Genomic DNA, 23995 nt, shown 5'->3' with positions numbered 1-23995 from the left:
TTCCGGCATATCCCCTGTGGCAGCCGGTTATTTCCGCCCTATCTAAGCGCCTCAGATGACGTCCAGCGGTTCCGCGGGGCTCTGCGGATGAGGCCCGGAGGCCGGTATGAGCATATCGAAAATCGCGCATAGCCCGGGACACCTGATCCGCCGCCTGAACCAGGCGGCCGTCTCGCTCTTCCTCGAAGAGGTCGGCCGGGCGGGATACGACCTTACGCCGGTTCAATATGCGGCCCTGGCCGAGATCGAGGTCGCGCCCGGGATCGATCAGGCGACGCTTGCGGCACGTATCGCCTATGACCGCGCCACCATAGGCGGGGTGGTCAGCCGGCTGGTCGACAAGGGACTGGTGCATCGCGGCACCAGCAGCCAGGATCGGCGCGCCAAGCAACTCCATCTCACGGCGGAGGGAAAGCGTGTTCGCAACGATATCGAGCCGCTGGTCGAGAAGGTGCAGCAACGCATTCTCGCCGGGCTTTCGGTCGGCGAAGGCGAGGTGCTGGTGAAGCTTCTCTACAAGGCGGCGGAGGCGAGCAACGAGCACAGTCGCGCGCCGCTGCGCATCGACGACGAATAGCGGGCGTCCTTTGGAGCATTCCTATTCATAGTCCGCCCGATTGATGCCGTGCCGCTGCAGCTTGTCGTAGAAGGTCTTGCGGGGAATCTGCAGCGCCTCGATCGTGCGGCGGACGTCGCCGCCGTTCTCGATCAGCGCCGCGCGGATCAATTCGGCTTCGTGCTGTTCCATTCTCTCCGGCAGGCTTGCATGGCCGTTGGACGCCATTGCGCCCGCGGTCGAGGAGAGCGCGGGCGCCTCGGCGAGGCCGAGGGCCACCCGCTCCGCATAATGGGCGAGTTCGCGGACATTGCCCGGCCAGGAATGGCTTTCGAGATGTCGGTGCACGGCGGATGTCAGCCGCGGCACCTCCCTGTGGAAGCGTTCGGCGGCGCGGGTCAGGAAGTGGGAGAACAGGAGAGGGATGTCCGCCCGCCGCTCGCGTAGCGGAGGAATGGAAACCGTCACGACATTGAGGCGATAATAGAGGTCCTCGCGAAAATCGCCGCGCTCCGCCGGATTGCCGAGATCGATCTTCGCCGCGGCGACCACCCGAAGGTCGACGGGACGCACCTCGTTGGTGCCGAGCGGGCTTACTTCCCGCATTTCCAGAACGCGCAGCATCTTCACCTGTGTCGCGACCGGCATGCTTTCGATCTCATCGAGGAAAAGCGTGCCGCCGCTTGCATGTTCTATGCGGCCGATGCGCTTCTTCTGGGCGCCGGTGAAAGCACCGGCCTCGTGACCGAACAGTTCGCTTTCGATCACCGTTTCCGGCAGCGCGCCGCAGTTGAGGGCGACGAAATTGCCGCTTCGCCTGCGGCTCCAGCGATGCAGCAGGGTTGCCACGACCTCCTTGCCGCTTCCCGTCTCGCCGGCGATCAGCACGTCGACATCGGTGTCGGCGATCTGGCGGAGTGTCTGGCGCAGGTGTTCCATGGCGGGCGTCTGGCCGATGAGCGGCAAGTCGTCGCTGCTTTCCTCCGCCGCCTTCCGCAACGCCCGGTTCTCCAGCACCAGACGGCGTTTCTCGACCGCACGGCGCACGGTCTGCGCCAGCCGGTCCGCCGGAAACGGCTTGGCGATGAAGTCGTAGGCGCCGTCATGCATCGCCTGTACGGCCATGGCGATGTCGCCGTGGCCGGTAATCAGGATGACGGGCAGGTCCGGATCGATGGTCTTGAGGCGGGCGAAGAGCTCCAGTCCATCCATGCCGGGCATGCGAATATCGGTCACGACCACGGCGGGAGATGCGGCCGAAAGCACGCCGAGGGCAGACTTGGCGTCGGCATGATCCTCCACTGCGAAGCCGGCCAGTTCCAGCGTCTGCCGGGTGGCCCGGCGCAGGTCGGCGTCGTCGTCGATGAGGATGATGTCGGTCTTGTCCTGCATCGTCTCAGGCTCGTTTCAGGGTTACGGTGAAGGTTGTGCCGTTCGGGCCACTGTCGACGGCGATGCGTCCGCCATAGTCCCCGACAATATCCTTGGAGATCACCAGCCCGAGGCCGAGGCCGCCTTCCTTGGAGGTGTTGAACGGCGTGAACAGACCTTTGAGGATTTCGGGCGGGATGCCGGGGCCGTTGTCGGTGACGACGATTGCGGCTTCGCCTTCGTTGCTCTCGCCGAGGCATACATCAATGCGGCCATCGGCGCGGCCGGCTATGGCTTCGAGCGCGTTCTGGAAGAGGTTTATCAGCACCTGTTCCAGCCGGACACGGTTGCCGAGCACCTGAACGTCGGCGGGGATATCGGCGACACGCAGCATGTCGAGGCGACCGGAGAACCGGCTCCTGAGCAGCAGCAGCGCGCCGTCGATCACGGTTTTCAACCCCACGGGCTCCGGAGCCGCGCGACCCTTGCGGGCAAAGGTCTTGAGTTCGTCGGTGATCGTGCCGATACGCTCGGTGAGCCTGGCGATGAAGGCAAGATTTTCCGCAGCCGGTTCGCTCTGGCCGCGCGAAAGGAAGGTGCTGGCATTGTCGGCATAGGCGCGGATCGTGGCGACCGGCTGGTTGATCTCATGGGCGACGCCGGCCGCGACCTGGCCGAGAATGGCGAGGCGGTTTGCCTGCACCAGTTCCTGCTGCACCTTCTGCAGTCGCGTTTCGGTAGCGCGATGTTCCTCGATTTCCGTTTCCAGCCGGTCACGGGCGAGGCTGAGCTCTCCCGTCCGTTCCCTGACCTTGCGCTCCAGTTCGTCCCGGGCCGCCCTCTCTTCCGCCTCGCGCTGGCGCGTGCGCTGCGAGCGGAAAAGCCAGAAGGCGGCAAGGCCGACAAGCGGCAGCAATCCGGCAAGCGCCAGCAGGCGGCCTTGCAGCGCGCCCGCTTTCAGTGCGGCGTCGGCCGGCACCAGAAGGTGCAGGCTCCATGGCGTGGTCGGTACGGGCAAGGCGAGCGCCAGAAAACGTCCGGTTTCCCTCATGCCGGAGGCATTGACCCTGACGAGGGGCGTGCCGCCCGCCTGAAGCGGCGGCGCAATCGGCAACATCATCAGGGAGGCCTCGCCGAATTGCAGGCTCTCGCGGATCTCCTCGCGCTTTTCGGGGGGGATTGCGGCGATCGAGGAAAAACGCCATTCCGGCCTGCTGGTAATCAGCACGATGCCGTTGCGGTCGGTGACGAAGGTCGGCTTTCCGGAAAGACCCCAGTCCTTTTCCAGTCCATCGAATTCCACCTTGACGACGACGACGCCGAGCGCCCTGCCATCGCCGCTTTCGACCCGGCGGGAAATGTAAAGGCCCGGCCGCTTGCTCACGGTTCCGAGCGCGTAGTGCTCGCCGCTGCCCGTCGCCATCGCACGGGTGAAATATTCCCGGAAGCTGTAATCGTTGCCGACGAAACTGTCCGTCTGCCGCCAATTGCTGGCCGCCATGGCGATGCCATTCGGCGGGATGACGTAGATGACCGCGGCCTGGCTGTCCTCGACCAGTTTTTCGAGTTTCCGGTTGAGATGGGCGATAGCGCCCTCGCTTTCGGTGAAAAGCGCGCTGCGCAGCTCGGCATCGTCGGCCAGCACCAGCGGCAGGGATCGCGGCCGCTCCAGAACGGCCTGGAGCAATGCGCTCTTCAGCGCCACGTCGTTGCCGGCGTCTTCCGAGAGCGTCACCAGGGCCTCGTCGCGGCCGACGCGGCCCGCATAATAGGAGCCGCCGGCGAGAATGAGCGCAGCGACAAGGGCAAAGACAGCCCAGGCGGAACGATCCTTCATCTTGAGGCGAGAGAACATGGCTTCACTGTGCGTCAAATCGCACGGAAAGCCAAGAGATTTGTGCGGAAAATCGCACTCTTCATGAGGTTGTGGCAATTCTGTGAATGCTTAATCTCATTTATATCAATGGCTTATTCGATATTTCGCAATTCTGGCACAAGTCTTGCTGCTCGGTAAATACAACGCTGAACCGTTGCTATCGTTCATATCGCTGTGCCCGGGAGGCCGGAACTCGTTCCGACAGGGTACGAAACGGAGGACATCATGAATATCCCATCCGCGGCCCCGATTTCCGGGGGCAAGCAGCCTTTGTACAAGCATCTCTACGTCCAGGTTCTGGCGGCGATCGTAGCCGGCATCCTGCTCGGCCATTTCTATCCAGATATCGGCACGCAGTTGAAGCCGCTCGGCGACGCCTTCATCAAGCTCGTCAAGATGATTATCGCGCCGGTCATCTTCCTGACGGTTTCCACCGGCATTGCAGGCATGACCGACATGAAGAAGGTGGGTCGCGTTGCCGGCAAGGCGATGCTCTACTTCCTGACCTTCTCAACGCTGGCGCTGGTTGTCGGTCTCATCGTCGCCAACGTCATCCAGCCGGGTTCGGGCATGCATATCGATCCGGCCTCGCTTGACGCCAAGGCGGTCGCTTCCTACGCCGAAAAGGCCCATGACTCGAGTATCATCGGCTTCCTGATGAACATCATCCCGACGACCATCGTCGGCGCCTTTGCCGATGGGGATATCCTGCAGGTGCTGTTCTTCTCGGTGCTCTTCGGTATTTCGCTGGCGCTGGTCGGCGAACGCGGCCAGCCGGTCACCGACTTCCTGCATGCCGTCATCAACCCGGTCTTCAAGCTGGTTGCCATCCTGATGAAGGCCGCCCCGATCGGCGCCTTCGGCGCGATGGCGTTTACCATCGGCAAGTACGGCATCGCGTCGGTCGCGAACCTCGCCATGCTGATCGGCACCTTCTACCTCACCTCCATCCTGTTCGTGGTGGTGGTTCTCGGTGCGGTCGCCCGCTACAACGGTTTCTCGATCCTCGCGCTCATCCGTTACATCAAGGAAGAGCTGCTTCTGGTTCTCGGCACGTCTTCTTCCGAAGCAGCGCTTCCCGGCCTGATGAACAAGATGGAAAAGGCCGGCTGCAAGCGCTCGGTCGTCGGTCTCGTCATTCCGACCGGCTATTCCTTCAATCTCGACGGCACCAACATCTACATGACGCTTGCCGCGCTGTTCATCGCCCAGGCGACAGACATCCACCTGTCGCTCGGCGACCAGATCCTGTTGCTTGCCGTTGCGATGCTGAGCTCGAAGGGTGCTGCCGGGATCACCGGCGCCGGCTTCATCACGCTTGCCGCGACCCTTTCGGTCGTCCCGTCCGTTCCGGTTGCCGGCATGGCGCTGATCCTCGGCATCGACCGCTTCATGTCGGAATGCCGAGCGCTCACCAACTTCATCGGCAATGCGGTTGCGACCGTCGTCGTTGCGCGTTGGGAAGGCGAGCTCGACGAGCAGCTCTTCCATGCGGCTCTCGGCGGTGTCGTCTATGAGGACGATGTCAAGCGTCCCGAGCTGCAGGCAGCGGAGTAAGCGTTCGTTCGGCGCCAACCCAAGACGGCGACCGAATGCAAAGCGCGGCCCGACCTCGAAGCGGGCCGCGTTTTTTATTGCCTATTCCGCAGCGATGATGTGGAAGGGCTGCTGCACATCCGGCTGCTGGGCCTTGCCCATCAGGTAAATCAGACAGCTTGTCCTCAAAAGCGAGGCGAAATTGGACACCGTGCCGTTCCGCTCCAGCGCTTCGTCATAGAGTGTAGAGAGAAAGCGCGAGGTCGACATCGACTGTCCCGCCGCGATCTCGTCGATCAGGTCCCAGAAGGCTGCCTCGATCTGGATGCTGGTCGAGTGGCCGCCGATCCTTACCGAGCGGTTGACTGCGCGGTAGCGGGCCGGGTCCTGTCCGGCAAAGACTTCACACATGGCATGCTCCTCCGGCGTTTCTTGTTTTGAGCCATTATGGGACCGGGCGTGACCGCGGTCAATTTCGCAAATCGCCGTAACGCTTTCCCTCAAACGGAAAGAATACGAAAAAAACCACTCGAAATCATGCATGCGGTAGTGGGCTGCTACCCGATTTGCCGCCGTCATAGGAAACTCTTCAGCATCGATGAAATGCATGAATCAGGAGTTGCCCTTGGCGAAGATGATCCATTCGATGGTCCGGGTGCTGGAAGAAGCCCGTTCCGTCGCGTTCTACGAACAGGCTTTCGGACTGCAGATTGCCGAAAGGTTGGATTTCGACACCTTCACGCTGGTCTATCTCAGCAATGCGGAGACGGAATTCGAGCTCGAGCTCACCGTCAACAAGGGCCGCGAGGAAGCCTACGAGCTCGGCAACGGCTACGGCCATCTGGCCGTCAGCGTCACCGATCTCGATGCCGAGCACAAGAGGCTCACGGATCTCGGGCTCAACCCGAACAAGATCGTCGAGTTCAACCGTGACGGCGCGCTCTTCGCCCGCTTCTTCTTCATCACCGATCCGGACGGCTACAAGATCGAGGTCCTGCAACGTCACGGACGGTTCAAGTGACCCGTGCCGCCGGAGGGTTGGAGGACTTTCCGGCCGTACGATGACATCGAGCGGCGCGTTCGCGCGCCGCTCCCGACGGGCCGGAGGATGAGGGTCCGTCGATTGCCACAAGACCTTGGGAGGAGACTGACGTGGTAACGCTTTACGAAAAGACCGACGGGCTTTCGCGCCGCGACCTGCTGAAGACCGGCAGCGTGGGCGCGCTGCTCGTCATCAGCGGTTCGGCGGTGATCTGTCCGCAGGCGGCCTGGGCGCTCGAAGCCAAGGCCCTCAAGCCCGAAACCATGGCGACGCTCATCAAACTCGCCCGCGATATCTATCCGCACGACCAGCTTGCCGACCGTTTCTATGCGATCGCCGTCAAGGGGCAGGACGATCTCGCGGCAAAGGACCCCGCGCACAAGAAGCTGGTGGAGGAGGGCATCGCCGATCTCGACAAGCGCGCCGGCGCCGGCGGCTACTTCGGCCTTGGCTGGGAGGATGAGCGTGTGGCGATCCTGCGCGACATCGAGAAGACGCCCTTCTTCCAGGCGGTGCGGGGCGACCTCGTGGTCAGCCTCTATAACCAGAAGGAGCTGTGGCCGATCTTCGGCTACGAGGGCGAGTCCTTCTCGAAGGGCGGCTATATCCACCGCGGCTTCGACGATCTCGAATGGCTCTGACGCCCCGATTGCATACCGACGATGCAAGCCGCCCGAGGAGACCCGCCGATAGCGGGGCGGCGGCGCATTGAGGACATTCCCGACTGATATTCCTGGGAGGAAACCATGGCAGCGCCTTATGATCTCAACGACGACAGCGTGGTCGTCATCATCGGTTCGGGTGCCGGCGGCGGAACGCTCGGCAACGAACTTGCCCAGAAGGGCATCGACGTCGTCGTTCTCGAGGCCGGTAACCGGATCGAGCACGAAGACTTCATCAATGACGAATGGGACAGCTTCGCCCAGCTCGCCTGGCTCGATCATCGCACCACGGGCGGCGGTTGGCGCGTGGCGAAGGACTTTCCGAACCTGCCGGCCTGGATCGTCAAGGCGGTCGGCGGCACCACCACCCACTGGGCGGGCGCTTCGCTGCGTTTTCAGGAACATGAGTTCAAGACGCTCACCCATTACGGCAAGGTGGAGGGCGCCAACCTTCTCGACTGGCCGATCACGCTCGCGGACCTCGAACCCTATTATGCCAGGGCAGAAGACAAAATGGGCGTGACCCGCACCAACGGCATCGAGGGACTGCCGGGGAACAACAACTTCAAGGTCTTCAAGGCGGGTGCCGACAAGCTCGGCTATCAGGAGTGCCATACCGGACGGATGGCGATCAACTCCGCCGACCGCGACGGCCGTGTCGGCTGTCAGCAGACGGGATTCTGTTTCCAGGGCTGCAAGTGGGGCGCCAAGTGGTCGACGCTTTACACCGAAATCCCGAAAGGCGAGGCGACCGGCAAGCTGGAAGTCAGGCCGAATTCCCATGTGGTGAAGATCGAGCATGACAAGTCCGGCAAGGTGACCGCGGTCGTTTATGCCGACAAGGACGGCAAGCTGCAGAGCCAGAAAGCCCGCATCGTCGCGGTCGCCGGCAATTCGATCGAAAGCCCGCGATTGCTGCTCAATTCGCATTCCTCGATGTTTCCGGACGGCCTCGCCAACTCGTCCGGTCAGGTGGGCAAGAACTACATGCGCCACACGACCGGCTCGGTCTATGCTGTGTTCGAGAAGCCGGTGCACATGTATCGCGGAACGACCATGGCCGGCATCATCCGCGACGAGGCGAAGCACGATCCGTCGCGCGGCTTCGTCGGCGGCTACGAGCTGGAAACGCTGTCGTTGGGGCTTCCCTTCATGGCGGCCTTCCTCGATCCCGGCGGCTGGGGTCGTTCGTTCACCTCGGCGCTCGACAATTACGCCAACATGGCGGGCATGTGGATCGTCGGCGAGGACATGCCGCAGGAGCAGAATGCGGTGAAGCTGCACAAGGAACTGAAGGACAAGTACGGCATGCCGATCCCGGATGTCTGGTTCACCGATCATCCGAACGACGACGCCATGCGCAACCACGCCTACAAACAGGGCATGGCGCTCTACGAGGCGGTCGGGGCGACCCGCTCCTTCCCGACACCGCCCTATCCCTCGACGCACAATCTCGGCACCAACCGGATGAGCGAAAAGGCGCAGGACGGCGTGGTCAACAAGCATGGCCAGACGCACGACATCAAGAACCTGTTCATCTCGGACGGCAGCCAGTTCACCACAGGCGGAGCGGAGAATCCGACGCTGACCATCGTGACGCTGGCGATCCGGCAGGCCGAATACATCGCCGGCGAAATGAGCTCGGGCGTGATCTGAAGAAACCTCCCTGCGGGCGGGGGTGGCGCTTCGGCATCGCCTCCGCTCGCAGGGCGCCTTTCATCCGTTGCGTTTCCTGCAAGCGGCGGAGGTGTCAGCGGGCGCTGCCCTAATGCCGGAATGCCGCCGTGAGCGTTCTCGCACGCTCCCGGGTCTTATCGACGACACGGCGGATACGGGTTTTGGCCGATGACGTTTCGGTTTCCTCGGCTGACGCTACCGACATGGCGTTGCCGCGCCAGACGAAGCCGTTGCCGAACCATGCGGCGATCCAGAGAACCGGAAGCGCGAGATCGCGCATCGCCATGGCCGGCAGGCTGAGCCTGCCCATATGCCAGCCGAAGCTGCGGTTCAGCAGGATTTCCCCGGAATACCAGGCGGAGACATAGAGGAAAGCACTCAATGCCGTGCAGGTGCCGGAGGCGACGAGAACCATCAACGCTAGGAGAGGCAAGGCACAACCGGTAAAGAGTTCCGGCACGAAGTAGAGCGGGAAGGATGCTCGGCGCAGGCGAGCCCAGCGCAGCTGGCGCTTCCAGACGGAGGCGAGATTGCGCTCTCCGAGCGGCTGAAAGAATGGCTCCTTCACCAGCCTGACCTTCAGTCCGATTTCCCGGATGAGCGCCGTTGCCGCCGCGTCCTCGGCCACTTCCTCGCCCAGGCGCTCGAATCCTCCGGCCCGCGCCATGATCTGGCGGTTGAGCAGCATGGTCTTGCCCTGGGCAAAGCCGAGCCCGAGGGCATCGGCCAGCAATTGCCAGCGCGCCTGAAAGCTGTTCAGCCATGCGCATTCGATTTCCGCCGAGACGCCTTCGGGCGACGATCCGACCGGCGGTGAGCAGACGAGGCCGGTGCCGGGAAGCCAGCGTGCGAAGAGTCTCTGGATATAGTCTTGCGGCATCAGCACGTTGCTGTCGGCGACGATGATCCAGTCGTGCCTGGCGGAGCGCCATCCCTTGACGACGTTGTTCAGCTTCGGGTTGACACTGATCCTGTCCTCGCCGACCAGCAGGCGGGCCGGGATATGCGGATGGGATGCCATGCAGCGTCGGGCGACGGCAATTGCCGGATCGCCGGCGGTTGCGACGCAGAACACGATCTCGTAGTCCGGCCAGTCGAGCCGGAAGGCGGATGACAGCGTGGCTTCGAGATTGTTCTCAAGCCCGCAGACGGGCCTGACGATCGTCACGGCGGGACGGCTGGCGGGAAGAGGCTCTTCCCGTCCGTGGCTTCTCCAGATCAGCACCAGAACGATGCTGAGCAGATGGACAACAAGGGCTAACGCGCAGAACCATATCAGCAGAGTCATGGCACAACCTCACCGTAGAAGATTCGGCATAGCATCGGCTTGTGACAGTTTGGCAAATATGCCTGTTATTGATTTTTCGGAACTAATATACTGCGCTGCTTCCTCTATATTGGCATGGTCGGGGAGGGGATTTGCGCTCTCCGCCTTCGCGACCGGCGGTATCGCCCTTTACGGGATTGACAGTTCCGTCATTCGTCCTTCAATCGCTTCGGAACTGAAACGCAGGACAGTGAGATTACATGACTTCGTCGGATGTCAGGCTTGAGGAAAGCTGGAAGCGGGTATTGGGAGCGGAATTTGCCAGCCCCTACATGCAACAGTTGAAGGATTTCCTGATTGCCGAGAAGGCGAACGGCAAGCGCATTTTCCCGAGGGGCAGCGAATATTTCCGCGCGCTGGATCTGACGCCGTTGCAGAACGTCCGGGTGGTCATCCTCGGCCAGGACCCCTATCACGGCGCCGGGCAGGCGCATGGCCTCTGCTTCAGCGTGCAGCCCGGCGTCCGTATTCCGCCGTCCCTCGTCAATATCTACAAGGAACTGGAAACCGACCTTGGCATTGCGCCGGCCCGTCACGGGTTTCTCGAAAGCTGGGCGCAGCAGGGTGTGCTGCTGCTCAACAGCGTGCTGACGGTGGAGGAGGCGCGCGCCGGCGCCCATCAGGGACACGGCTGGGAACGCTTCACCGACGCCGTCATTCGGGCGGTCAATGACGAATGTGAAAATGTCGTCTTCATGCTCTGGGGTTCCTATGCACAGAAGAAGGCCGCCTTTGTCGACCGCAACCGCCATCTGGTGCTAAAGGCGCCGCATCCGTCGCCGCTTTCGGCCCATAACGGCTTCTTCGGATGCCGGCATTTTTCCAAGGCCAACGAGTTCCTGCAGTCGCGCGGGCTGGAACCGATCGACTGGCGACTTCCGGAGCGGGCGGAGAGCCCGCACTGATATCCTCCGGTGTCTGTTGATAGGGTGCATGCTCCCTAAAAATCTATTGATTTTGAAAAGTGCCGCGTTCAGTCTGCGCGGCAGTTACTTGATATATTTTCAGGATATTGATTATGACGCCGTCGCAGTTCTCCTGCCCTGTATGGAGGCGGCCCGACCGTGAGCGGATCGTTGTCGCGCCGGTCAGGTCGCGCGAGGTGGTGGATCTTGTCATCGTCGGCGCGGGTTTCCAGGGATTGTCGACGGCGCTTGCGGCGGCCCGCAACGGACTGGTCGTCAGGGTCGTGGAGGCCCGAGACATCGGTGAAGGTGCTTCTGGACTGAACGGCGGGCAGGTCATTCCCGGTCTCAAATACGATCCCGAATGGCTGATCGCCCGCTTCGGAGAGGAAAAGGGCGAGCGCCTGATCGATTTCGCGTCGCGCACGGCGGATGCCGTCTTCGATCTCATCGAGGGCGAGGGGCTCGATGTCGAATATCTGCGCAATGGCTGGATACAGGCCGCCCATACCCACACCGCCATGGACAATGCCGAGGAGCGCACCACGCAGTGGAGCGCTCGCGGCGCCGACGTGACGCTGCTCAATGCATCCGATATCGCGCTGATGACCGGTGCGCACGGCTATCTCGGCGGCTGGCTCGACCGACGGGCCGGGGTTATCAACCCGCTCGCCTTCGTCTGCGAACTCGCGCGTCTAGCAATCGCTGCCGGTGCGCGCATCGCGACGAACGAGACCGTTACGGATCTGCGACAGGAGAGCGGCGCCTGGACGGTCCTGCTCTCCGGCGGTCATTCCATTTCAGCCCGGGCGGTTCTGGTTGCGACGAATGCCTATTCCGGCCGGCTCGTGCCGGGGCTGGCCCAGAGCATCGTGCCATTGCATTCCTTCCAGATCGCCACCGCACCGCTGAGCGAGGCGCAGCAGGAGATCATTCTGCCGCACGGGCAGGCCGTTTCGGACAGCCGCCGCATCCTCGTCTATTATCGGAAAAGCCCGGACGGGCGACTGGTGCTTGGAGGGCGGGGCCGCATGTCCGAGCCGCAGGGCGAGGAGGATTGGGATCATCTGCGACGGGCAATGCTGCGCATTTTTCCGGATCTCGCGGGCATTCCGGTCGAGCGCCGGTGGTTCGGACGGGTTGCCGTGACGCCGGACCACCTGCCGCATGTGCACGAACCGGAAAAGGGTCTGCTGATGGTGGCCGGCTGCCAGGGACGCGGCGTCGGACTGATGACGGCGATGGGGCCGCATCTTGCGACATACATCGAGACCGGGGACCGGGCCGTCTTGCCGCTGCCGGTGTCCGCTATCCATCCCATTCCCTTGCACAGCCTTCGACAGATCGGCGTGGCGGCGGCGATCGCCTGGTATCGGCTGCTCGACAGTCTGGAGAAGTAAGTCCCCTTCATCGCTGGAGAATCTTCCAGCCTGTGACACGCCCGTCTTGCGGTCCACCCTGCCTTGACCGATAGTTCGCCGCGACAAATCCCCCTTTCCTTTTTGACGGAGCCCGGCATGTCCCATCATCTGAAGTTCTTTATCGACGGCGCATGGGTCGATCCCGTCGTGCCCTCGGTCCTGGATGTGATCGACCCTTCGACGGAAGAAGCCTACACGCAGATTTCGGTGGGTTCGAAGGCCGATGTCGACAAGGCCGTGCCTGCTGCAAAGCGGGCATTCGCTTCCTTCTCGCTGTGGCCTGTGGCGGAGCGGTTGGCGCTGCTGAAGAAAATTCTCGAAGTCTATAACGAACGGTTCGAGGATATCGCCCAGGCCGTCAGCCAGGAAATGGGCGCGCCGCTTTCCTTCGCCCGCGAGGCGCAGGCCTGGGCCGGTCGCGCGCATATGGAAGCCACCATCGCGGCGTTGGAAACCTATGAGTTCAGCGAAAAGCGCGGCTCTACCACGGTCGTCAAGGAGCCGATCGGTGTCTGTGCGCTGATTACGCCGTGGAACTGGCCGCTCAACCAGATCGTCTGCAAGGTGGCTCCGGCGATTGCGGCCGGCTGCACGGTTGTGCTGAAGCCGTCGGAGATCGCTCCCATTTCGGGTGTTGTCTTCTCGGAGGTGATGGAGGCCGCCGGCGTGCCGAAGGGCGTCTACAACATGGTGCAGGGCACCGGTCCCGATGTCGGTCAGGTCATGGCCGGTCATCCCGATGTCGACATGGTTTCCTTCACCGGCTCTACCCGCGCCGGCATCATCGTTGCCAAGACGGCCGCCGATACGGTCAAGCGCGTGGCACAGGAGCTTGGCGGCAAGTCGGCCAACATCATCCTGCCGGACGCGGATTTCGAGACGGCGGTGCGAAAGGGCGTTCAGGGCTGCTTCGGCAATTCCGGCCAGTCCTGCGATGCCCCGACCCGCATGTTGGTGCCGGCCGAGCGTCACGACGAAGCCCTGGTCTATGCCAAGTCAGAAGCCGAAACATTCGTGGTCGGCGACCCGCGTTCGGACGAGACCGTGCTCGGTCCGGTGGTCAGCCAGTTGCAGTTCGACAAGATCCAGCGGCTGATCGAGGCCGGCATCAAGGAGGGGGCGACGCTGGTGACGGGCGGTCCCGGCCGCCCGGAAAACCTCAATCGCGGCTACTATGTCCGTCCGACCGTCTTCGGCAATGTCAGCAACGACATGACGATCGCACGGGAAGAAATCTTCGGGCCGGTGTTGTCGATCCTGCCCTACAGGGACGAGGAAGAGGCCGTGGCCATCGCCAACGACACGGTTTACGGGCTTGCGGCCTATGTGCAGTCGCAGGACATCGCCCATGCCCGAAAGGTGGCAGCCCGCATGCGGGCGGGCTCCGTTTACCTCAATTATCCGGAGTGGGATACGTTTGCGCCTTTCGGCGGCTACAAGCAGTCCGGCAACGGCCGCGAATATGCCGACTGGGGCATTCATGACTTCCTGGAGATAAAGGGCATCGTCGGCTACGGCGACTGAGGCCGTCGCTTCGGCGGCGAAGAAAGGCTTGCCGCGAAGGCGGGCCTTTCTTCTTTCCGCGACCGAAACCGCCGCAGCCCGCGCTTGCCGCTGCCGGTCAGCCGCGATACTCCTTCACGCATTTCATTCAGACTGGTTTTTCCATGACCCTCGACGACCCCCGGCAATATCGTCTCGGCGTGATGTATGTTGCGACGTCCGCACTTGCCTGGTCCTCGTCCGGCCTGTTTATCCGATCGATCACGACCGACGTCATGACCATGCTGTTCTGGCGGGGCCTGGTGTCGGGGAGTTGCGTGCTCCTCCTGTTCTTCTATCTGGAGCGTGGCGCGGCGTTTTCGATCCTTCGGCGCATGCGCTCCCCATCGCTTCTCGCGATGTTCTTTTCCGCCATCAGCATGATTACCGGCATCGGCTCGATGTATTACACCTCGGTCGCCGATGCGATGGTGATCTATGCCACGGTGCCCTTCGTCACCGCGGCGGTGGCCTATCTCTGGATCGGGGAAAAGCCGACGCGCTCGACGCTGATCGCCAGCGCTGTCGCGGTCTGCGGCGTGCTGGTCATGCTGGCCGACAGCGGCGGCGAAGAGGGTGGGCTTTTCGGCAAGGGGCTTGCCGCTCTGATGACGCTCTCCGTCGCCGCTCTCGCAACCGTCATGCGCAAGCATCGCGGCGTGCCCATGCTGCCGGCGATGGCGGGCTCGGCCTGGCTCTGCTCGCTGATGACCTTCTGGTTCGCCGCGCCTTTCTCCGTCAGCGCCGGAGATATGGGGCTTATCGTCGTCTTCGGCATGGTGCAGAATGCGCTCGGTCTCATCCTCTATACCGCCGGTTCGCGCCGTCTTCCGGCTGCGGATGCCAGTCTGCTGACTTCGCTCGAGGTGCCGCTGACGCCGCTGTGGGTCTGGCTGGTCCTCGGTGAAACGCCCTCGGCAGCGACGCTCGCGGGCGGCCCGATCGTGCTGGCGGCATTGTTCGGCCATATCTTCTACGAAGTCCGGCGAAACCGGAGCGATGCCGCTGCGAGCCAAAGGAGCGAAACCCCGTGAAACGTATCTTCAATCCGCCATCCGTTCGACCGCCGTTCGGAAACTACAATCACGGCCTGCTGGTGCCGCCGGGCGTCAGCCTGCTGGTAACCTCCGGCCAGCTGGGCATTGCCGTCGACGACAGCATTCCCCCGGATGTCACCGGCCAGGCGGAACTCTGCTTTGAGGCAATCAAGGCGATCCTCGATGAAGCCGGCATGAGTTTTGCCGATGTCATCCGCATTTCCGGCTTCGTCACGAAGCGCGAGGATTTTCCCGCCTATATGGCCGTTCGTGACCGCTACACGCTGGAGCCAAAGCCGGTATCCACCCTCATCGTCGTCGGCGGCTTCACCCGCGCCGATTTCCTGGTCGAGGTGGAAGTGACGGCGGCAAAGGTGTTCTGATTTCGTTTCTTTGTATCTTTGAGTTGAAACTGAAAATATCTTTTGCTTCGTCCGGAAAATGAGGCGTTGTCTACCTATTTTTCGGGGTGAACCTCGCTGGAACAAATCTCTGTGATTGGTGTTGTTTCTTCATTGGCATGACAGAAACGAAAGGAACTCGCCATGACCATGAAGATTCTTGCTGCTTCTGCAGCATTACTTGCGCTTGTCGGCGCGCCGGCACTGGCGCAGGAGGGCACCGTAACGGGGGCCGCGGGCGGCGCCGTCACCGGCGCCATCGTGGGCGGCCCGGTCGGAGCGGCGGTAGGCGGTGTTGTCGGCGCGGTTGCCGGCACGGCTGTCGATCCGCCACCGCAGCGCGTCGTCACCTATGTGGAACAGCAGCCCCTGCCGCCGCAGCCGATCGTCATCCAGCAGCCGGTCGTGATCGGTGAACCCTTGCCGCCGGAGGTCGTACTCACTCCGGTGCCGGAGGACCCGACCTATGCCTATGCTGTGGTGAACAACCAGCGCGTGATCGTCGATCCGGAAACCTATGTGGTGGTTCGGGTGCTGCAGTAGGTGGAGCATGTAGCGGATGAGTGGGCCGGCCGGTGAACACCGGCCGGTTTTCATATGCCGATCCAAGGCGTGGATTCTTGCCTCAGTGGCGATGTTCTTCCGCTTTCGAGGCTTGTCGGGGCATCAACCACGAGCGCGAAACCGCGCAGAGTGCAGCCATGGCTGCGACGCCCTCCAGACCGAGCCCCGCCACGGGCGCGGCAAGCGCCAATGCGGCGAAGAGGGGCAGGACCGCCGTTGCCAGGCCGTTTCCGGCATAACGGTCCCGGACGATCCAGAGAGCGGAAAAATAGGTCGCGACGGGGATGGCGACCGCATAATCGCCCGCCAGGAGCGGAATTTCGGCATGATGGGTAATGACATCGACGAGCGCGGCAAAGCCGGCACCCACGGCCGCTCCCGATGCGAAAATGAAGAAATGTCCGTACCCCAGATGAGAGACCTCCTCAGGGAACGCGTCGGCAGGTGTTCGTCCGGCGCGAAGTAGACCCACCAGAGCGAAAAGACGATCACCAGCGCGGAAAGCGCGGTGTGGACCAGCATGATGTCGAAATGCTCGACCGTTTCGCGCAGCGCCATCGTGCCGGCCAGAAGGGTTTCGCCGAGCACGATGATGTTGAGCAGGCCGTAACGCTCCATGATGTGATGGCGGTGCCACGGCGTATTCGAGGTCAGCGATTCCGCTATCGCGGGAACGGCGATTTCAAGAAGCGCGCCGACGATCCACATGCCGTAGGCGATGCCCGTCGAGAGCGGCTGCACCAGAAGGAAGATCACCCAGTAGACCTGCACCACGCCGATGCCGACCGCATAGGCGACGGCCGTTTTCCGATGGACAGGATCAGCGATGGCCGCGCGCAACCACAAAACGATCATTGCGAGACGCATCACCACATAGCCGAGAATGACCGGGGTGAAATTCGGCTCGCCCGCGAAGAGGTTCGGAATGCCGGCCGCCATGACGAGCGAGCCGGCCATGATCGCCATGGTGAGGAGCCGGTAAAGGGTGTCGTCGTTGTCGTAGGCCGAAGCGAACCAGGTGAAGTTCATCCAGGCCCACCAGATGGCGAAGAACGCCATGCCGAACAGTGGCAGCGCCTGAAGCGCATGGCCCTCCGAAATGCCATGGTGGAGGCCGGCGGCGGCTGAGGCGACCGCAATCACTGTCACAAGGTCGAACAGAAGTTCCAGAGGCGTTGCCACGCGATGATGCTCATCAGGGTTGCGTGGCCGCATGGGAGCGACGATGCGTCGGTAGAGCGGATGCCCGGCGGTCATATCGGTCTCTTTGTTGGTTCCCCACGATCTTTTCGCAGGAAACGAAGGGCTCAACAAGCCGGGAGGCGCGTCAGAAGCGTTCCATCTCGCGCTTTACCTTGGCCAGGAAGGCGGCCCTTGTCTGTTCCGTGCAGTTGTTCATGTCGTAATGGGCAAGATATTTCACCGGTGCGCCGATCCTGATCTGGGCGCGCAGCACGCGGGTGACGATCTTCTTCGGTGGATTGCCGACCAGGAAGGCGCGCCACGGCGTAGCGCCATAGGTCATGACGGCGGCCAGCTTCTTTATGTGGCGAAGCGTCGGCGTCAGTTTGCCGTCTTCGAGGTCGAAGGAAACGCCCTTGACCCAGACGCGGTCGAAATAGCCTTTCAGCATGGCCGGAAAGCCGAAGTTCCAGACGGGTGTGACGATCACCAGCGCTTCGGCGGATTGCAACCGTTCCACATAGGATTTTACCAGCACCGTGTTTTCCGGAAAGTCGTGATAGACGCGGCGATCATGGGCGGAGAGAACCGGGTCGAAGCCTTCCTCGTAGAGATTGCAGCCGTCGACCTCGTGGCCGGCTCTCGTCAGGCTTTCGCAGGTCTGGCGGTAAAGCGCCCGGCCATAGCTTTCATCGAGGGGATGGGAATGCAGGACAAGTACGCGCATGTCGAGAAAAGCTCCATGTCTTGGCCCGGTGAAAAGGCTTCGCCGGGCGTCGATTGAAAATTTTCCGCGCCGTTTGTCCCGATGATGGGTAGGCCGCCGCCATAGCCGGTCCTGTCATCACCATGGTCTGTTCCATGCGCCTGAGGCAATCGTCTTGCCCGGCCGGGAGTACCTTCGGAAGTCGTTTTGGTCTGAAGCATCGGCGGAAACCGAGTTGCCGCCGATACTCTATCTCCTTGTTTTCAAACAATTGCGAACGCAAAACCGCTTCACGCTTTTGCTGGAATTGCTTCAGGCGGTATCAGGCCTCCATGAAAGACTGAAGGCCCGGGAAAAGGTAATTCTTGCCGGACTTGAAGTCGAAGTCGGGATTGTCCCAGGCAATCATCTTGCCCGGGTTCAGGAGGCCCTTCGGGTCGGTCTCCTTCTTGAAGGCGAGCTGGACGGTGTCGGTCTGCTTCATGCCGCCTTCTTCCAGCGTATAGCGGTGCGGGTTGAAGATCGGGCAGCCGTTGTCCTCGTGGATCTTGATGATCTCCTCGAGCCGCTCTTCCGTCGTGTAACGGACCAGCGGCAGGCCGGAGCACTGGATGGCGCCGTCGAACTTGATGAATTCGAGATGGCTGATGACCTCGTCGCCAAAGATCTTCACCAGCCTGCCGACCTTCTCGACATGATCGGGTCCCGGATACTGCACCTGCAGATATGTGATGCCGGGATCGACCTTCAGGGCGCGAAGGGTCGTGTGGTTCCAGGCAAGCTCATAGGCATGGGGGATGCCCTTCATGCTCTCAACCTTGTCGGAACGGAAGCGGATGTCGCCCTTCATCTTCTCGGCATAGGCGACGAGCGGTGCCATGGAGTGCGGCGCGACCATCAGCACGACGACCGACTGGCCTTCCTTCAGCCACGGCTTGTGGCGGGTGAAGTAGTCGTACGGGATCGGGGCGGAGATAGGGGCGACTTCCTTGAGCAGAATGCCGTTGCGATGGGTCAGCGCGTCGGCGAAGCGGACGGCATCCATGTAGTCGTCATAGCCGATGATGACGTCGACCCAGTCATAGGCCGGTGCCAGCGGCATCTCGACCTCGGTGATGATGCCGTTGGTGCCGTAGGCGTGGCTCACCTTCTGCAGATCCCAGGCGGAAAGTTCCAGAACGCGGGGTTCAGCCTCCATGGTGACGACGCGCAAGCGCAGGATGTTGCCGAGGTCGCGCAGGCCGCCCCAGGTGATCGAGCCGACGCCGCCGGAGCCGCCTGCGATGAAGCCGCCGAGCGTCGCGGTCCCGGTGGTGGACGGATGGAAGCGCAGTTCCTGGCCGGAATGGGCTTTCGTCTGGCGATCCAATTCAGCAGTGATGATGCCGGCCTCGGCGATCACGCGGCCGGGATGGATTTCCTTGATCCTGTTCATGCTCATCAGGTTCAGCACGATGCCGCCGGAAAGCGGCATGGCCTGGCCGTAATTGCCGGTGCCGCCGCCGCGCGGGGTGACGGGGACGCCGTGGGCATAGGCCACCTTCAAGGTTCGGATCACCTCTTCCTCGCTCTTCGGCGAGACCACGAGGTCGGCGGTCACGTTGTCGAGCTGGGCCTTCAGGATCGGCGAGTACCAATAGAAGTCGCGGCTCTTCTGCTTGACGAGCGCCGGATTGTCCTCGACGGCGATCCCTTCGAGTTCTTGTCTGATCTGTTGGTAGTCAGGCACGGTCGGTCTCCAGATTCTTGAACTGCATGATCTCAGCCGGGATCACGCATCAGCGGGTCAAGGTCGCGATAATCCGGCAGGCTGCGGTCGATGCCCATGCCATTCCGCATCACGATGCGGTCAGCCTGCGGACGGGAAAGGAATTCGCTCCAGCGGCGGGCGCCGAAAAGCACGAGGTCGGCTGGAAGGCCCGCGGCGATGCGGCCCTTGTCCGGTCGACCTAGAATATCGGCCGGCGAGCGGGTGACGACGCGGGCCGAGGTATCCAGCGGGTGGTCGAGATGGATGATGCGCACCGCCTCGCGGAAGACCTCGACGGCATCGAGGTCGCCATAGGCGTAGAACGGGTCGCGGGTATTGTCCGAGGACACGGCTGTCGCGACGCCGGCATCCGCCAGTTCGTGAAACAGCGTCACGCCGCGATAGCGCGGTGTCGAGCCGTTGCTGCGGTCCTGCAGATACATGTTGCACATCGGCAGCGAAACGACCGAGATCGCGGCTTCCGCCACCTTGTCAATCGTCTGTTTCGCCATATCCTCGTCCTGGCGGGCAAGCGAGCAGCAATGGCCGACGGTGACTGAGCCCTCGAAACGGTTCCTGAGCTTCGCTTCGGCGATGGCTTTCAGGGTGAGGACTTCCTTATCCTGCGTCTCGTCGACATGCAGATCGATATCGAGGCCGTTGTCGGCCGCGGCGCGGAAGAGGGTATCGAGCCGCTGGTTCAGGTCGGGTAGCATCTGGGTGACGCCGCCGAGCAGGCCGCCATTCGCCTTCACCACGGAAATCAGATCCTTGAAGAAGGCTTCGTCATCCATCAGTTCGAAGGGGAAGAGCGCCGCGGCCTGCAGGGCGATCCGGTCCTTCCAGGCGTCCCGGACCTCCGAGAAGACCTCGAAGGAGATGCGGTGCTGCGGCGGCAGACTGTCGAGATGGGTGCGGATCAGGCTCGTGCCGTGCGTATAGGCCGTCCTGAGGGAGAATTCCATGCGGGCGCGAACGTCGTCCGCGTTCCAGCGGGCTTCGCGGTCGGTGCGGACCGCATCGAGGGCGCCGGGAAAGTCTCCGGTCGGGTTCGGCTTGCGTTCCCAGATGTGACCCTTGTCGAGATGGGTATGCATGTCGACGAAGCAGGGCCACACCATGCCGTCGTCAAGATCCGCCTTCGGAAGTTCGGCGGCCGCGGTGCCTGCGGGCAGGATGGCCTCGATCCTGCCGCCGGCGATCACCAGGTCGGAGCCGACCAGCCCTTCGCGCGCGGGCGCATCGAAGCCGTCGACGGAAACGGCGGGAAGGGTGGCATTCGCAAGGACGAAGCGATCGGCAACGGGCAGGCGGGGAGGAAATGCGGGCATCAGTTTTCTCGCTTGAGGCTGCTTTCATGCCAGCGATGCAGCGCCAGCCAGGAGATGAAAGAGGTGATGGCGAAGATCAGCACACCGAGGCAGGAGAGCAGGAAGAGTGCGGCGAACAGGCGCGGAATGTTGAGGCGGTACTGGGCCTCGAGCAGACGGAAGGCGAGACCGGAACCGGCCCCGGCGGAACCCGCCGCGAATTCTGCAACAACCGCCGCGATCAGCGCCAGACCACCGCCGATCCTCAGGCCTGTCATGAAATAGGGCAGAGAGGCCGGCAGCTTGAGATAGAGCAGCGTCTGCCAGCGGGACGCGCCATAGAGGTCGAACAGGTTCAGGAGATTGTGGTCGACGCTCTTCAGGCCCTGAACCATGTTCGAAAGGATCGGAAAGAAGGCGACGAGGAAGGCGCAGATCAGAAGTGCCACCTGGGTGGACGGCGCATAGATCAGGATCAGCGGCGCAATCGCGACGATTGGCGTGACCTGAAGGATGACGGTGATCGGATAGAAGGCCGTCTCAATCCATTTGGATTGAACGAGGAAGATCGCGATGCCGACGCCGCCGATCAGGGCCAGCGCCAGCGAGGCCATGGTGATCTGGGTGGTGACCCAGAGCGCCGGTACCAGAATGCCCCAGTCCTTGAACAGGGCTATGGCGACGGCGCCCGGGCTCGGCAGGATGTATTGCGGCACGCCGGTCACCGTCACGCCGACCTGCCAGAGGCCGATCAGGACGGCGACGACCGCGACGGGGACGAGGATACGCAGCAGCGTTTCCCCATGGCGGGCGAACCAACCGGTGGCGGCGGAAGAGGTGCCGGAAGCGCTGACGATCGTGTCTGACATCAGTGTGTGTCCTCTCCGCCAATGGCTTCGAGAAGGGTTTCAGAAACGGTCTCGCAGGCCTGCCGGTATTCCTCCGAGGTACGGTAATGGGCGTCCCGTAGGAGGCTGGTCTTCAGCGGGAAATCGGCATGGACGCGGCCGGGCCTGGCCTTCATCACGACGATGCGGCTCGAGAGATAGGCGCTTTCGAACACCGAATGGGTGACGAAGATGACGGTGATGCCGGTCTCCCTCCATAGGCGCAGCACGTCGTCGTTGAGCTTCTGGCGGGTGATCTCGTCGAGCGCGGCGAAGGGCTCGTCCATCAGGAGCAGCTTCGGCTTGGTGACCAGCGCACGCGCGATGGAGACGCGCATCTTCATGCCGCCGGAGAGCTCGCGCGGATAGGCGTTCGCGAAGTCACCGAGGCCGACGGTGGCGAGTACGGTCATGATGTCGTCTCGGGCCGCGGCCCTGGAGATGCCGCGCAGCTTGAGCGGCAGGTAGACATTGCCGAAAACGGTCTGCCAGGGCATCAGCGTCGGCTCCTGGAAGACGAAGGAAATGTCGCCTTCCGGCAGTCCCCTGGAATTGATGCGCGAACTCGGCCAGTCGATCGTGCCCTTCGATACGTCGCCGAGGCCGGCGATGATCCTGAGCGCCGTCGACTTGCCGCAGCCGGAAGGGCCGAGCAGGCTCACGAATTCTCCGCTGTTGACAGCAAGCGACATGCCGGTCAGCGCCACCGTGCCGCTGGAGAAGACCTTGGACACGTCCTTCATCACCACAAGCGCCCGGCGCTGTTCGGGGGGAGGGGTGATGGGGTCTTCCGTCGATGGCAAACTGGTCATTCTGTCTCGCGTTACATCCGCGTTGCATTCTGGTGTTGCGGCAGGGTTGGCGTTGCGCGATTGGTTACCCCGCTGCCCTGCCGGGCATCCTCCCCTCAAGAGGGAGGTCGGAATCCGGTGGCTTCTACCCTTCCCTTGAGGGGGAGGGTCGGCACGCAGCGCCGTGGTGGGGTGACTTCAACGGTATCCGGTCGATCACCCCCACCCGCAGCTTCGCTGCGACCTCCCCCTTAAGAGGTAGATGGGAGATCACTTCTTCAACGCCATGCCCACGCCCTTGCAGACGAACTTCGTCGTATAGGCCTTCTTGTAGTCGAGGTCGGCCGGCTCGACACCGATCTGGACCATGGCGTCGAAGAATGCCTTGTATTTTTCATCCGTCATGCAGCCGATGCCCTTGTCGAGCGCCTCGGCGGATTCGACGATGCCGTATTCCTTCATCTTCTCTATGGAATAGGCGATCTGACCATCCGTCATTTCCGGATTGTCCTTCTTAATCAGGTCATTGGCGGCCTTGTTATCGCCGTAGAGGTAGTTGTACCAGCCCTCGATCGAAGCATCGACGAAGCGCTGCACGAGATCCGGGTTCTTCTCGACCAGTTCGGCGCTGGTGGTAATCATCGTCGAATAGGGCGAGTAGCCATTGTCGGCGAGCAGGAAGACCTTCGGCGTCCAGCCGGCCTGCTTCTCCACCTCGTAGGGCTCGGAGGTCAGGTAGCCCTGCTGTCCGGATTTCGGGTCGGCGATGAAGGGGGCCGGGTTGAAGGTGTAGGGCTTGTATTTCTCGTCGGTGAAGCCCTTGAAATTCTTCTTCATCCACTCGTAATAGGTGATGTAGCCGTCCTTGCCCATGAACAGCGTGTCGAGCTTGGCGAGATCGGCGAAGGTCTCGATGCCCTGGTCGGGATGGGCCATCAGCATCTGCGGGTCCTTCTGGAAGATGGACGCCACGTCGACCAGCGGAACGCCCTCCTTGACCGCGTCCAGGCCCTGCAGCTGGCCGCCCATGTAGAATTCGACCTTGCCGGCGATCAGCAGCGCCCGGTTGGCGGCCTGGGGGCCGCCCTGGACGATGGTGACCTTGAGGCCGTATTTCTCATAGGTGCCGTCCGCGACCGCCTGGTAGAAGCCGCCGTGCTCGGCCTGGGCGAGCCAGTTGGTGCCGTAGCTGACCTCGTCCAGTGCATAAGCCTGGCCGGCCAGCGAAAACGCCGCGGAGAGGCTAAGAGAAAGTGCGAGAGCCTTCAGTTTCAAAGAGCTATGCATATTTATGAGTTCCCCTGTTAAACCTTGCGGCATCGTGAGACTGGCCGTTTTTGACATTTGAGCGATTGCGTTGCTCTTTGAAAAGCATCAAAATTCGTCCGCATTGATGCCTTTTTTGCACTGCATCAGGGGCGGCTGCACAAATAATGCTTTCTGAATAAATTT

The 23995-nt window shown here is 62.3% G+C and carries 22 protein-coding genes and 1 pseudogene; 11 read left to right on the top strand and 12 right to left on the bottom strand.

Features of this window, described 5'->3' with window-relative positions; all coding sequences use genetic code 11:
• The first annotated feature begins 106 nt into the window (after positions 1-106).
• The gene (locus tag ACLBKR_RS12810) at positions 107-577 is read left to right on the top strand and encodes a MarR family transcriptional regulator (protein ID WP_113340629.1); all 471 of its coding nucleotides are present in this window, start codon (positions 107-109) and stop codon (positions 575-577) included.
• A gap of 21 nt (positions 578-598) precedes the next feature.
• On the opposite strand, the gene ACLBKR_RS12805 is transcribed toward ACLBKR_RS12810, so the two are convergent.
• The gene (locus ACLBKR_RS12805) at positions 599-1948 is read right to left on the bottom strand and encodes a sigma-54-dependent transcriptional regulator (protein WP_113437105.1); all 1350 of its coding nucleotides are present in this window, start codon (positions 1946-1948) and stop codon (positions 599-601) included.
• Between the two features lie 4 nt (positions 1949-1952).
• Positions 1953-3782 carry a sensor histidine kinase gene (locus tag ACLBKR_RS12800; RefSeq protein ID WP_113437104.1) on the bottom strand — a complete coding sequence of 610 codons (1830 nt, stop codon included), beginning with the start codon at positions 3780-3782 and terminating at the stop codon, positions 1953-1955.
• 246 nt (positions 3783-4028) lie between these two features.
• On the opposite strand from ACLBKR_RS12800, the gene ACLBKR_RS12795 reads away from it, so the two are divergent.
• Positions 4029-5360: a dicarboxylate/amino acid:cation symporter gene (locus ACLBKR_RS12795; protein WP_112828618.1), complete on the top strand. Its 1332-nt coding sequence runs from the start codon at positions 4029-4031 to the stop codon at positions 5358-5360.
• A gap of 81 nt (positions 5361-5441) precedes the next feature.
• Here the strand turns inward: ACLBKR_RS12795 and ACLBKR_RS12790 are convergent, their stop codons facing one another.
• Positions 5442-5750, bottom strand: coding sequence for a ribbon-helix-helix domain-containing protein (locus ACLBKR_RS12790; protein WP_113340627.1), 309 nt, complete (start codon positions 5748-5750; stop codon positions 5442-5444).
• A gap of 214 nt (positions 5751-5964) precedes the next feature.
• Here ACLBKR_RS12790 and ACLBKR_RS12785 point away from each other — a divergent pair, with 214 nt between their 5' ends.
• From ACLBKR_RS12785 to ACLBKR_RS12775, 3 genes are all read left to right on the top strand, one after another.
• On the top strand, positions 5965-6360 hold the full coding sequence (locus tag ACLBKR_RS12785) for a VOC family protein (protein WP_113340942.1): 396 nt from the start codon (positions 5965-5967) through the stop codon (positions 6358-6360).
• A gap of 131 nt (positions 6361-6491) precedes the next feature.
• Positions 6492-7022 carry a gluconate 2-dehydrogenase subunit 3 family protein gene (locus tag ACLBKR_RS12780; RefSeq protein WP_113340626.1) on the top strand — a complete coding sequence of 177 codons (531 nt, stop codon included), beginning with the start codon at positions 6492-6494 and terminating at the stop codon, positions 7020-7022.
• Positions 7023-7127: 105 nt separating this feature from the next.
• Positions 7128-8699, top strand: coding sequence for a GMC family oxidoreductase (locus ACLBKR_RS12775; protein ID WP_112828615.1), 1572 nt, complete (start codon positions 7128-7130; stop codon positions 8697-8699).
• Between the two features lie 109 nt (positions 8700-8808).
• Here the strand turns inward: ACLBKR_RS12775 and ACLBKR_RS12770 are convergent, their stop codons facing one another.
• A complete protein-coding gene (locus ACLBKR_RS12770; protein ID WP_414899403.1) occupies positions 8809-10008 on the bottom strand; it encodes a ceramide glucosyltransferase in 1200 nt (399 codons plus the stop codon).
• Between the two features lie 239 nt (positions 10009-10247).
• Here ACLBKR_RS12770 and ung point away from each other — a divergent pair, with 239 nt between their 5' ends.
• The 6 genes from ung to ACLBKR_RS12740 all read left to right on the top strand — a co-directional run bounded on the left by ung (position 10248) and on the right by ACLBKR_RS12740 (position 15896).
• Positions 10248-10952: a uracil-DNA glycosylase gene (gene ung / locus ACLBKR_RS12765; protein WP_112828613.1), complete on the top strand. Its 705-nt coding sequence runs from the start codon at positions 10248-10250 to the stop codon at positions 10950-10952.
• A gap of 113 nt (positions 10953-11065) precedes the next feature.
• Positions 11066-12352: an NAD(P)/FAD-dependent oxidoreductase gene (locus tag ACLBKR_RS12760; protein ID WP_414899402.1), complete on the top strand. Its 1287-nt coding sequence runs from the start codon at positions 11066-11068 to the stop codon at positions 12350-12352.
• 117 nt (positions 12353-12469) lie between these two features.
• Complete coding sequence (locus tag ACLBKR_RS12755) at positions 12470-13897, top strand: aldehyde dehydrogenase family protein (RefSeq protein ID WP_414899401.1); 1428 nt, start codon at positions 12470-12472, stop codon at positions 13895-13897.
• Between the two features lie 143 nt (positions 13898-14040).
• Positions 14041-14949 (top strand): DMT family transporter, encoded by a 909-nt coding sequence (locus ACLBKR_RS12750; protein WP_414899400.1) that lies wholly within the window; start codon positions 14041-14043, stop codon positions 14947-14949.
• On the top strand, positions 14946-15335 hold the full coding sequence (locus tag ACLBKR_RS12745) for a RidA family protein (protein WP_113447597.1): 390 nt from the start codon (positions 14946-14948) through the stop codon (positions 15333-15335). The genes ACLBKR_RS12750 and ACLBKR_RS12745 overlap by 4 nt, the downstream gene beginning before the upstream one ends.
• A 162-nt stretch (positions 15336-15497) precedes the next feature.
• Positions 15498-15896, top strand: a complete 399-nt coding sequence (locus ACLBKR_RS12740; protein WP_113340619.1) for a DUF1236 domain-containing protein — start codon at positions 15498-15500, stop codon at positions 15894-15896.
• Between the two features lie 82 nt (positions 15897-15978).
• On the opposite strand, the gene ACLBKR_RS12735 is transcribed toward ACLBKR_RS12740, so the two are convergent.
• From ACLBKR_RS12735 to ACLBKR_RS12700, 8 genes and pseudogenes are all read right to left on the bottom strand, one after another.
• On the bottom strand, positions 15979-16287 hold the full coding sequence (locus ACLBKR_RS12735) for a hypothetical protein (RefSeq protein ID WP_414899399.1): 309 nt from the start codon (positions 16285-16287) through the stop codon (positions 15979-15981).
• A gap of 113 nt (positions 16288-16400) precedes the next feature.
• Positions 16401-17132: pseudogene (locus ACLBKR_RS12730) on the bottom strand (low temperature requirement protein A); the annotation flags it as partial.
• Between the two features lie 112 nt (positions 17133-17244).
• Positions 17245-17826: an NAD(P)H-dependent oxidoreductase gene (locus tag ACLBKR_RS12725; protein WP_113340617.1), complete on the bottom strand. Its 582-nt coding sequence runs from the start codon at positions 17824-17826 to the stop codon at positions 17245-17247.
• A gap of 301 nt (positions 17827-18127) precedes the next feature.
• Complete coding sequence (locus ACLBKR_RS12720) at positions 18128-19534, bottom strand: FAD-binding oxidoreductase (protein ID WP_113447594.1); 1407 nt, start codon at positions 19532-19534, stop codon at positions 18128-18130.
• A 32-nt stretch (positions 19535-19566) separates the two neighbouring features.
• Positions 19567-20886: a cytosine deaminase gene (locus tag ACLBKR_RS12715; protein ID WP_113447593.1), complete on the bottom strand. Its 1320-nt coding sequence runs from the start codon at positions 20884-20886 to the stop codon at positions 19567-19569.
• Positions 20886-21734: an ABC transporter permease gene (locus tag ACLBKR_RS12710; protein WP_113447592.1), complete on the bottom strand. Its 849-nt coding sequence runs from the start codon at positions 21732-21734 to the stop codon at positions 20886-20888. The genes ACLBKR_RS12715 and ACLBKR_RS12710 overlap by 1 nt, the downstream gene beginning before the upstream one ends.
• A complete protein-coding gene (locus tag ACLBKR_RS12705; RefSeq protein WP_414899398.1) occupies positions 21734-22564 on the bottom strand; it encodes an ABC transporter ATP-binding protein in 831 nt (276 codons plus the stop codon). Before ACLBKR_RS12705 ends, ACLBKR_RS12710 begins: the two co-directional genes overlap by 1 nt.
• Positions 22565-22813: 249 nt before the next feature.
• The gene (locus ACLBKR_RS12700) at positions 22814-23830 is read right to left on the bottom strand and encodes an ABC transporter substrate-binding protein (protein WP_112828602.1); all 1017 of its coding nucleotides are present in this window, start codon (positions 23828-23830) and stop codon (positions 22814-22816) included.
• Positions 23831-23995 lie beyond the last annotated feature (165 nt).

Origin of the sequence: Paenirhizobium cremeum, from assembly GCF_047553425.1 — a bacterium.
Lineage (GTDB): Bacteria > Pseudomonadota > Alphaproteobacteria > Rhizobiales > Rhizobiaceae > Allorhizobium > Allorhizobium cremeum.
This window is presented reverse-complemented; position numbering and strand designations above follow the sequence as displayed.

Bases quoted from the DNA above. Each gene is read 5' to 3' on its own strand.
- ACLBKR_RS12810 (WP_113340629.1), top strand. From the start codon at position 107: ATGAGCATATCGAAAATCGCGCATAGCCCGGGACACCTGATCCGCCGC.
- ACLBKR_RS12805 (WP_113437105.1), bottom strand. From the start codon at position 1,948: ATGCAGGACAAGACCGACATCATCCTCATCGACGACGACGCCGACCTG.
- ACLBKR_RS12800 (WP_113437104.1), bottom strand. From the start codon at position 3,782: ATGTTCTCTCGCCTCAAGATGAAGGATCGTTCCGCCTGGGCTGTCTTT.
- ACLBKR_RS12795 (WP_112828618.1), top strand. From the start codon at position 4,029: ATGAATATCCCATCCGCGGCCCCGATTTCCGGGGGCAAGCAGCCTTTG.
- ACLBKR_RS12790 (WP_113340627.1), bottom strand. From the start codon at position 5,750: ATGTGTGAAGTCTTTGCCGGACAGGACCCGGCCCGCTACCGCGCAGTC.
- ACLBKR_RS12775 (WP_112828615.1), top strand. From the start codon at position 7,128: ATGGCAGCGCCTTATGATCTCAACGACGACAGCGTGGTCGTCATCATC.
- ACLBKR_RS12770 (WP_414899403.1), bottom strand. From the start codon at position 10,008: ATGACTCTGCTGATATGGTTCTGCGCGTTAGCCCTTGTTGTCCATCTG.
- ung (WP_112828613.1), top strand. From the start codon at position 10,248: ATGACTTCGTCGGATGTCAGGCTTGAGGAAAGCTGGAAGCGGGTATTG.
- ACLBKR_RS12760 (WP_414899402.1), top strand. From the start codon at position 11,066: ATGACGCCGTCGCAGTTCTCCTGCCCTGTATGGAGGCGGCCCGACCGT.
- ACLBKR_RS12755 (WP_414899401.1), top strand. From the start codon at position 12,470: ATGTCCCATCATCTGAAGTTCTTTATCGACGGCGCATGGGTCGATCCC.
- ACLBKR_RS12750 (WP_414899400.1), top strand. From the start codon at position 14,041: ATGACCCTCGACGACCCCCGGCAATATCGTCTCGGCGTGATGTATGTT.
- ACLBKR_RS12740 (WP_113340619.1), top strand. From the start codon at position 15,498: ATGACCATGAAGATTCTTGCTGCTTCTGCAGCATTACTTGCGCTTGTC.
- ACLBKR_RS12725 (WP_113340617.1), bottom strand. From the start codon at position 17,826: ATGCGCGTACTTGTCCTGCATTCCCATCCCCTCGATGAAAGCTATGGC.
- ACLBKR_RS12715 (WP_113447593.1), bottom strand. From the start codon at position 20,886: ATGCCCGCATTTCCTCCCCGCCTGCCCGTTGCCGATCGCTTCGTCCTT.
- ACLBKR_RS12710 (WP_113447592.1), bottom strand. From the start codon at position 21,734: ATGTCAGACACGATCGTCAGCGCTTCCGGCACCTCTTCCGCCGCCACC.
- ACLBKR_RS12705 (WP_414899398.1), bottom strand. From the start codon at position 22,564: ATGACCAGTTTGCCATCGACGGAAGACCCCATCACCCCTCCCCCCGAA.
- ACLBKR_RS12700 (WP_112828602.1), bottom strand. From the start codon at position 23,830: ATGCATAGCTCTTTGAAACTGAAGGCTCTCGCACTTTCTCTTAGCCTC.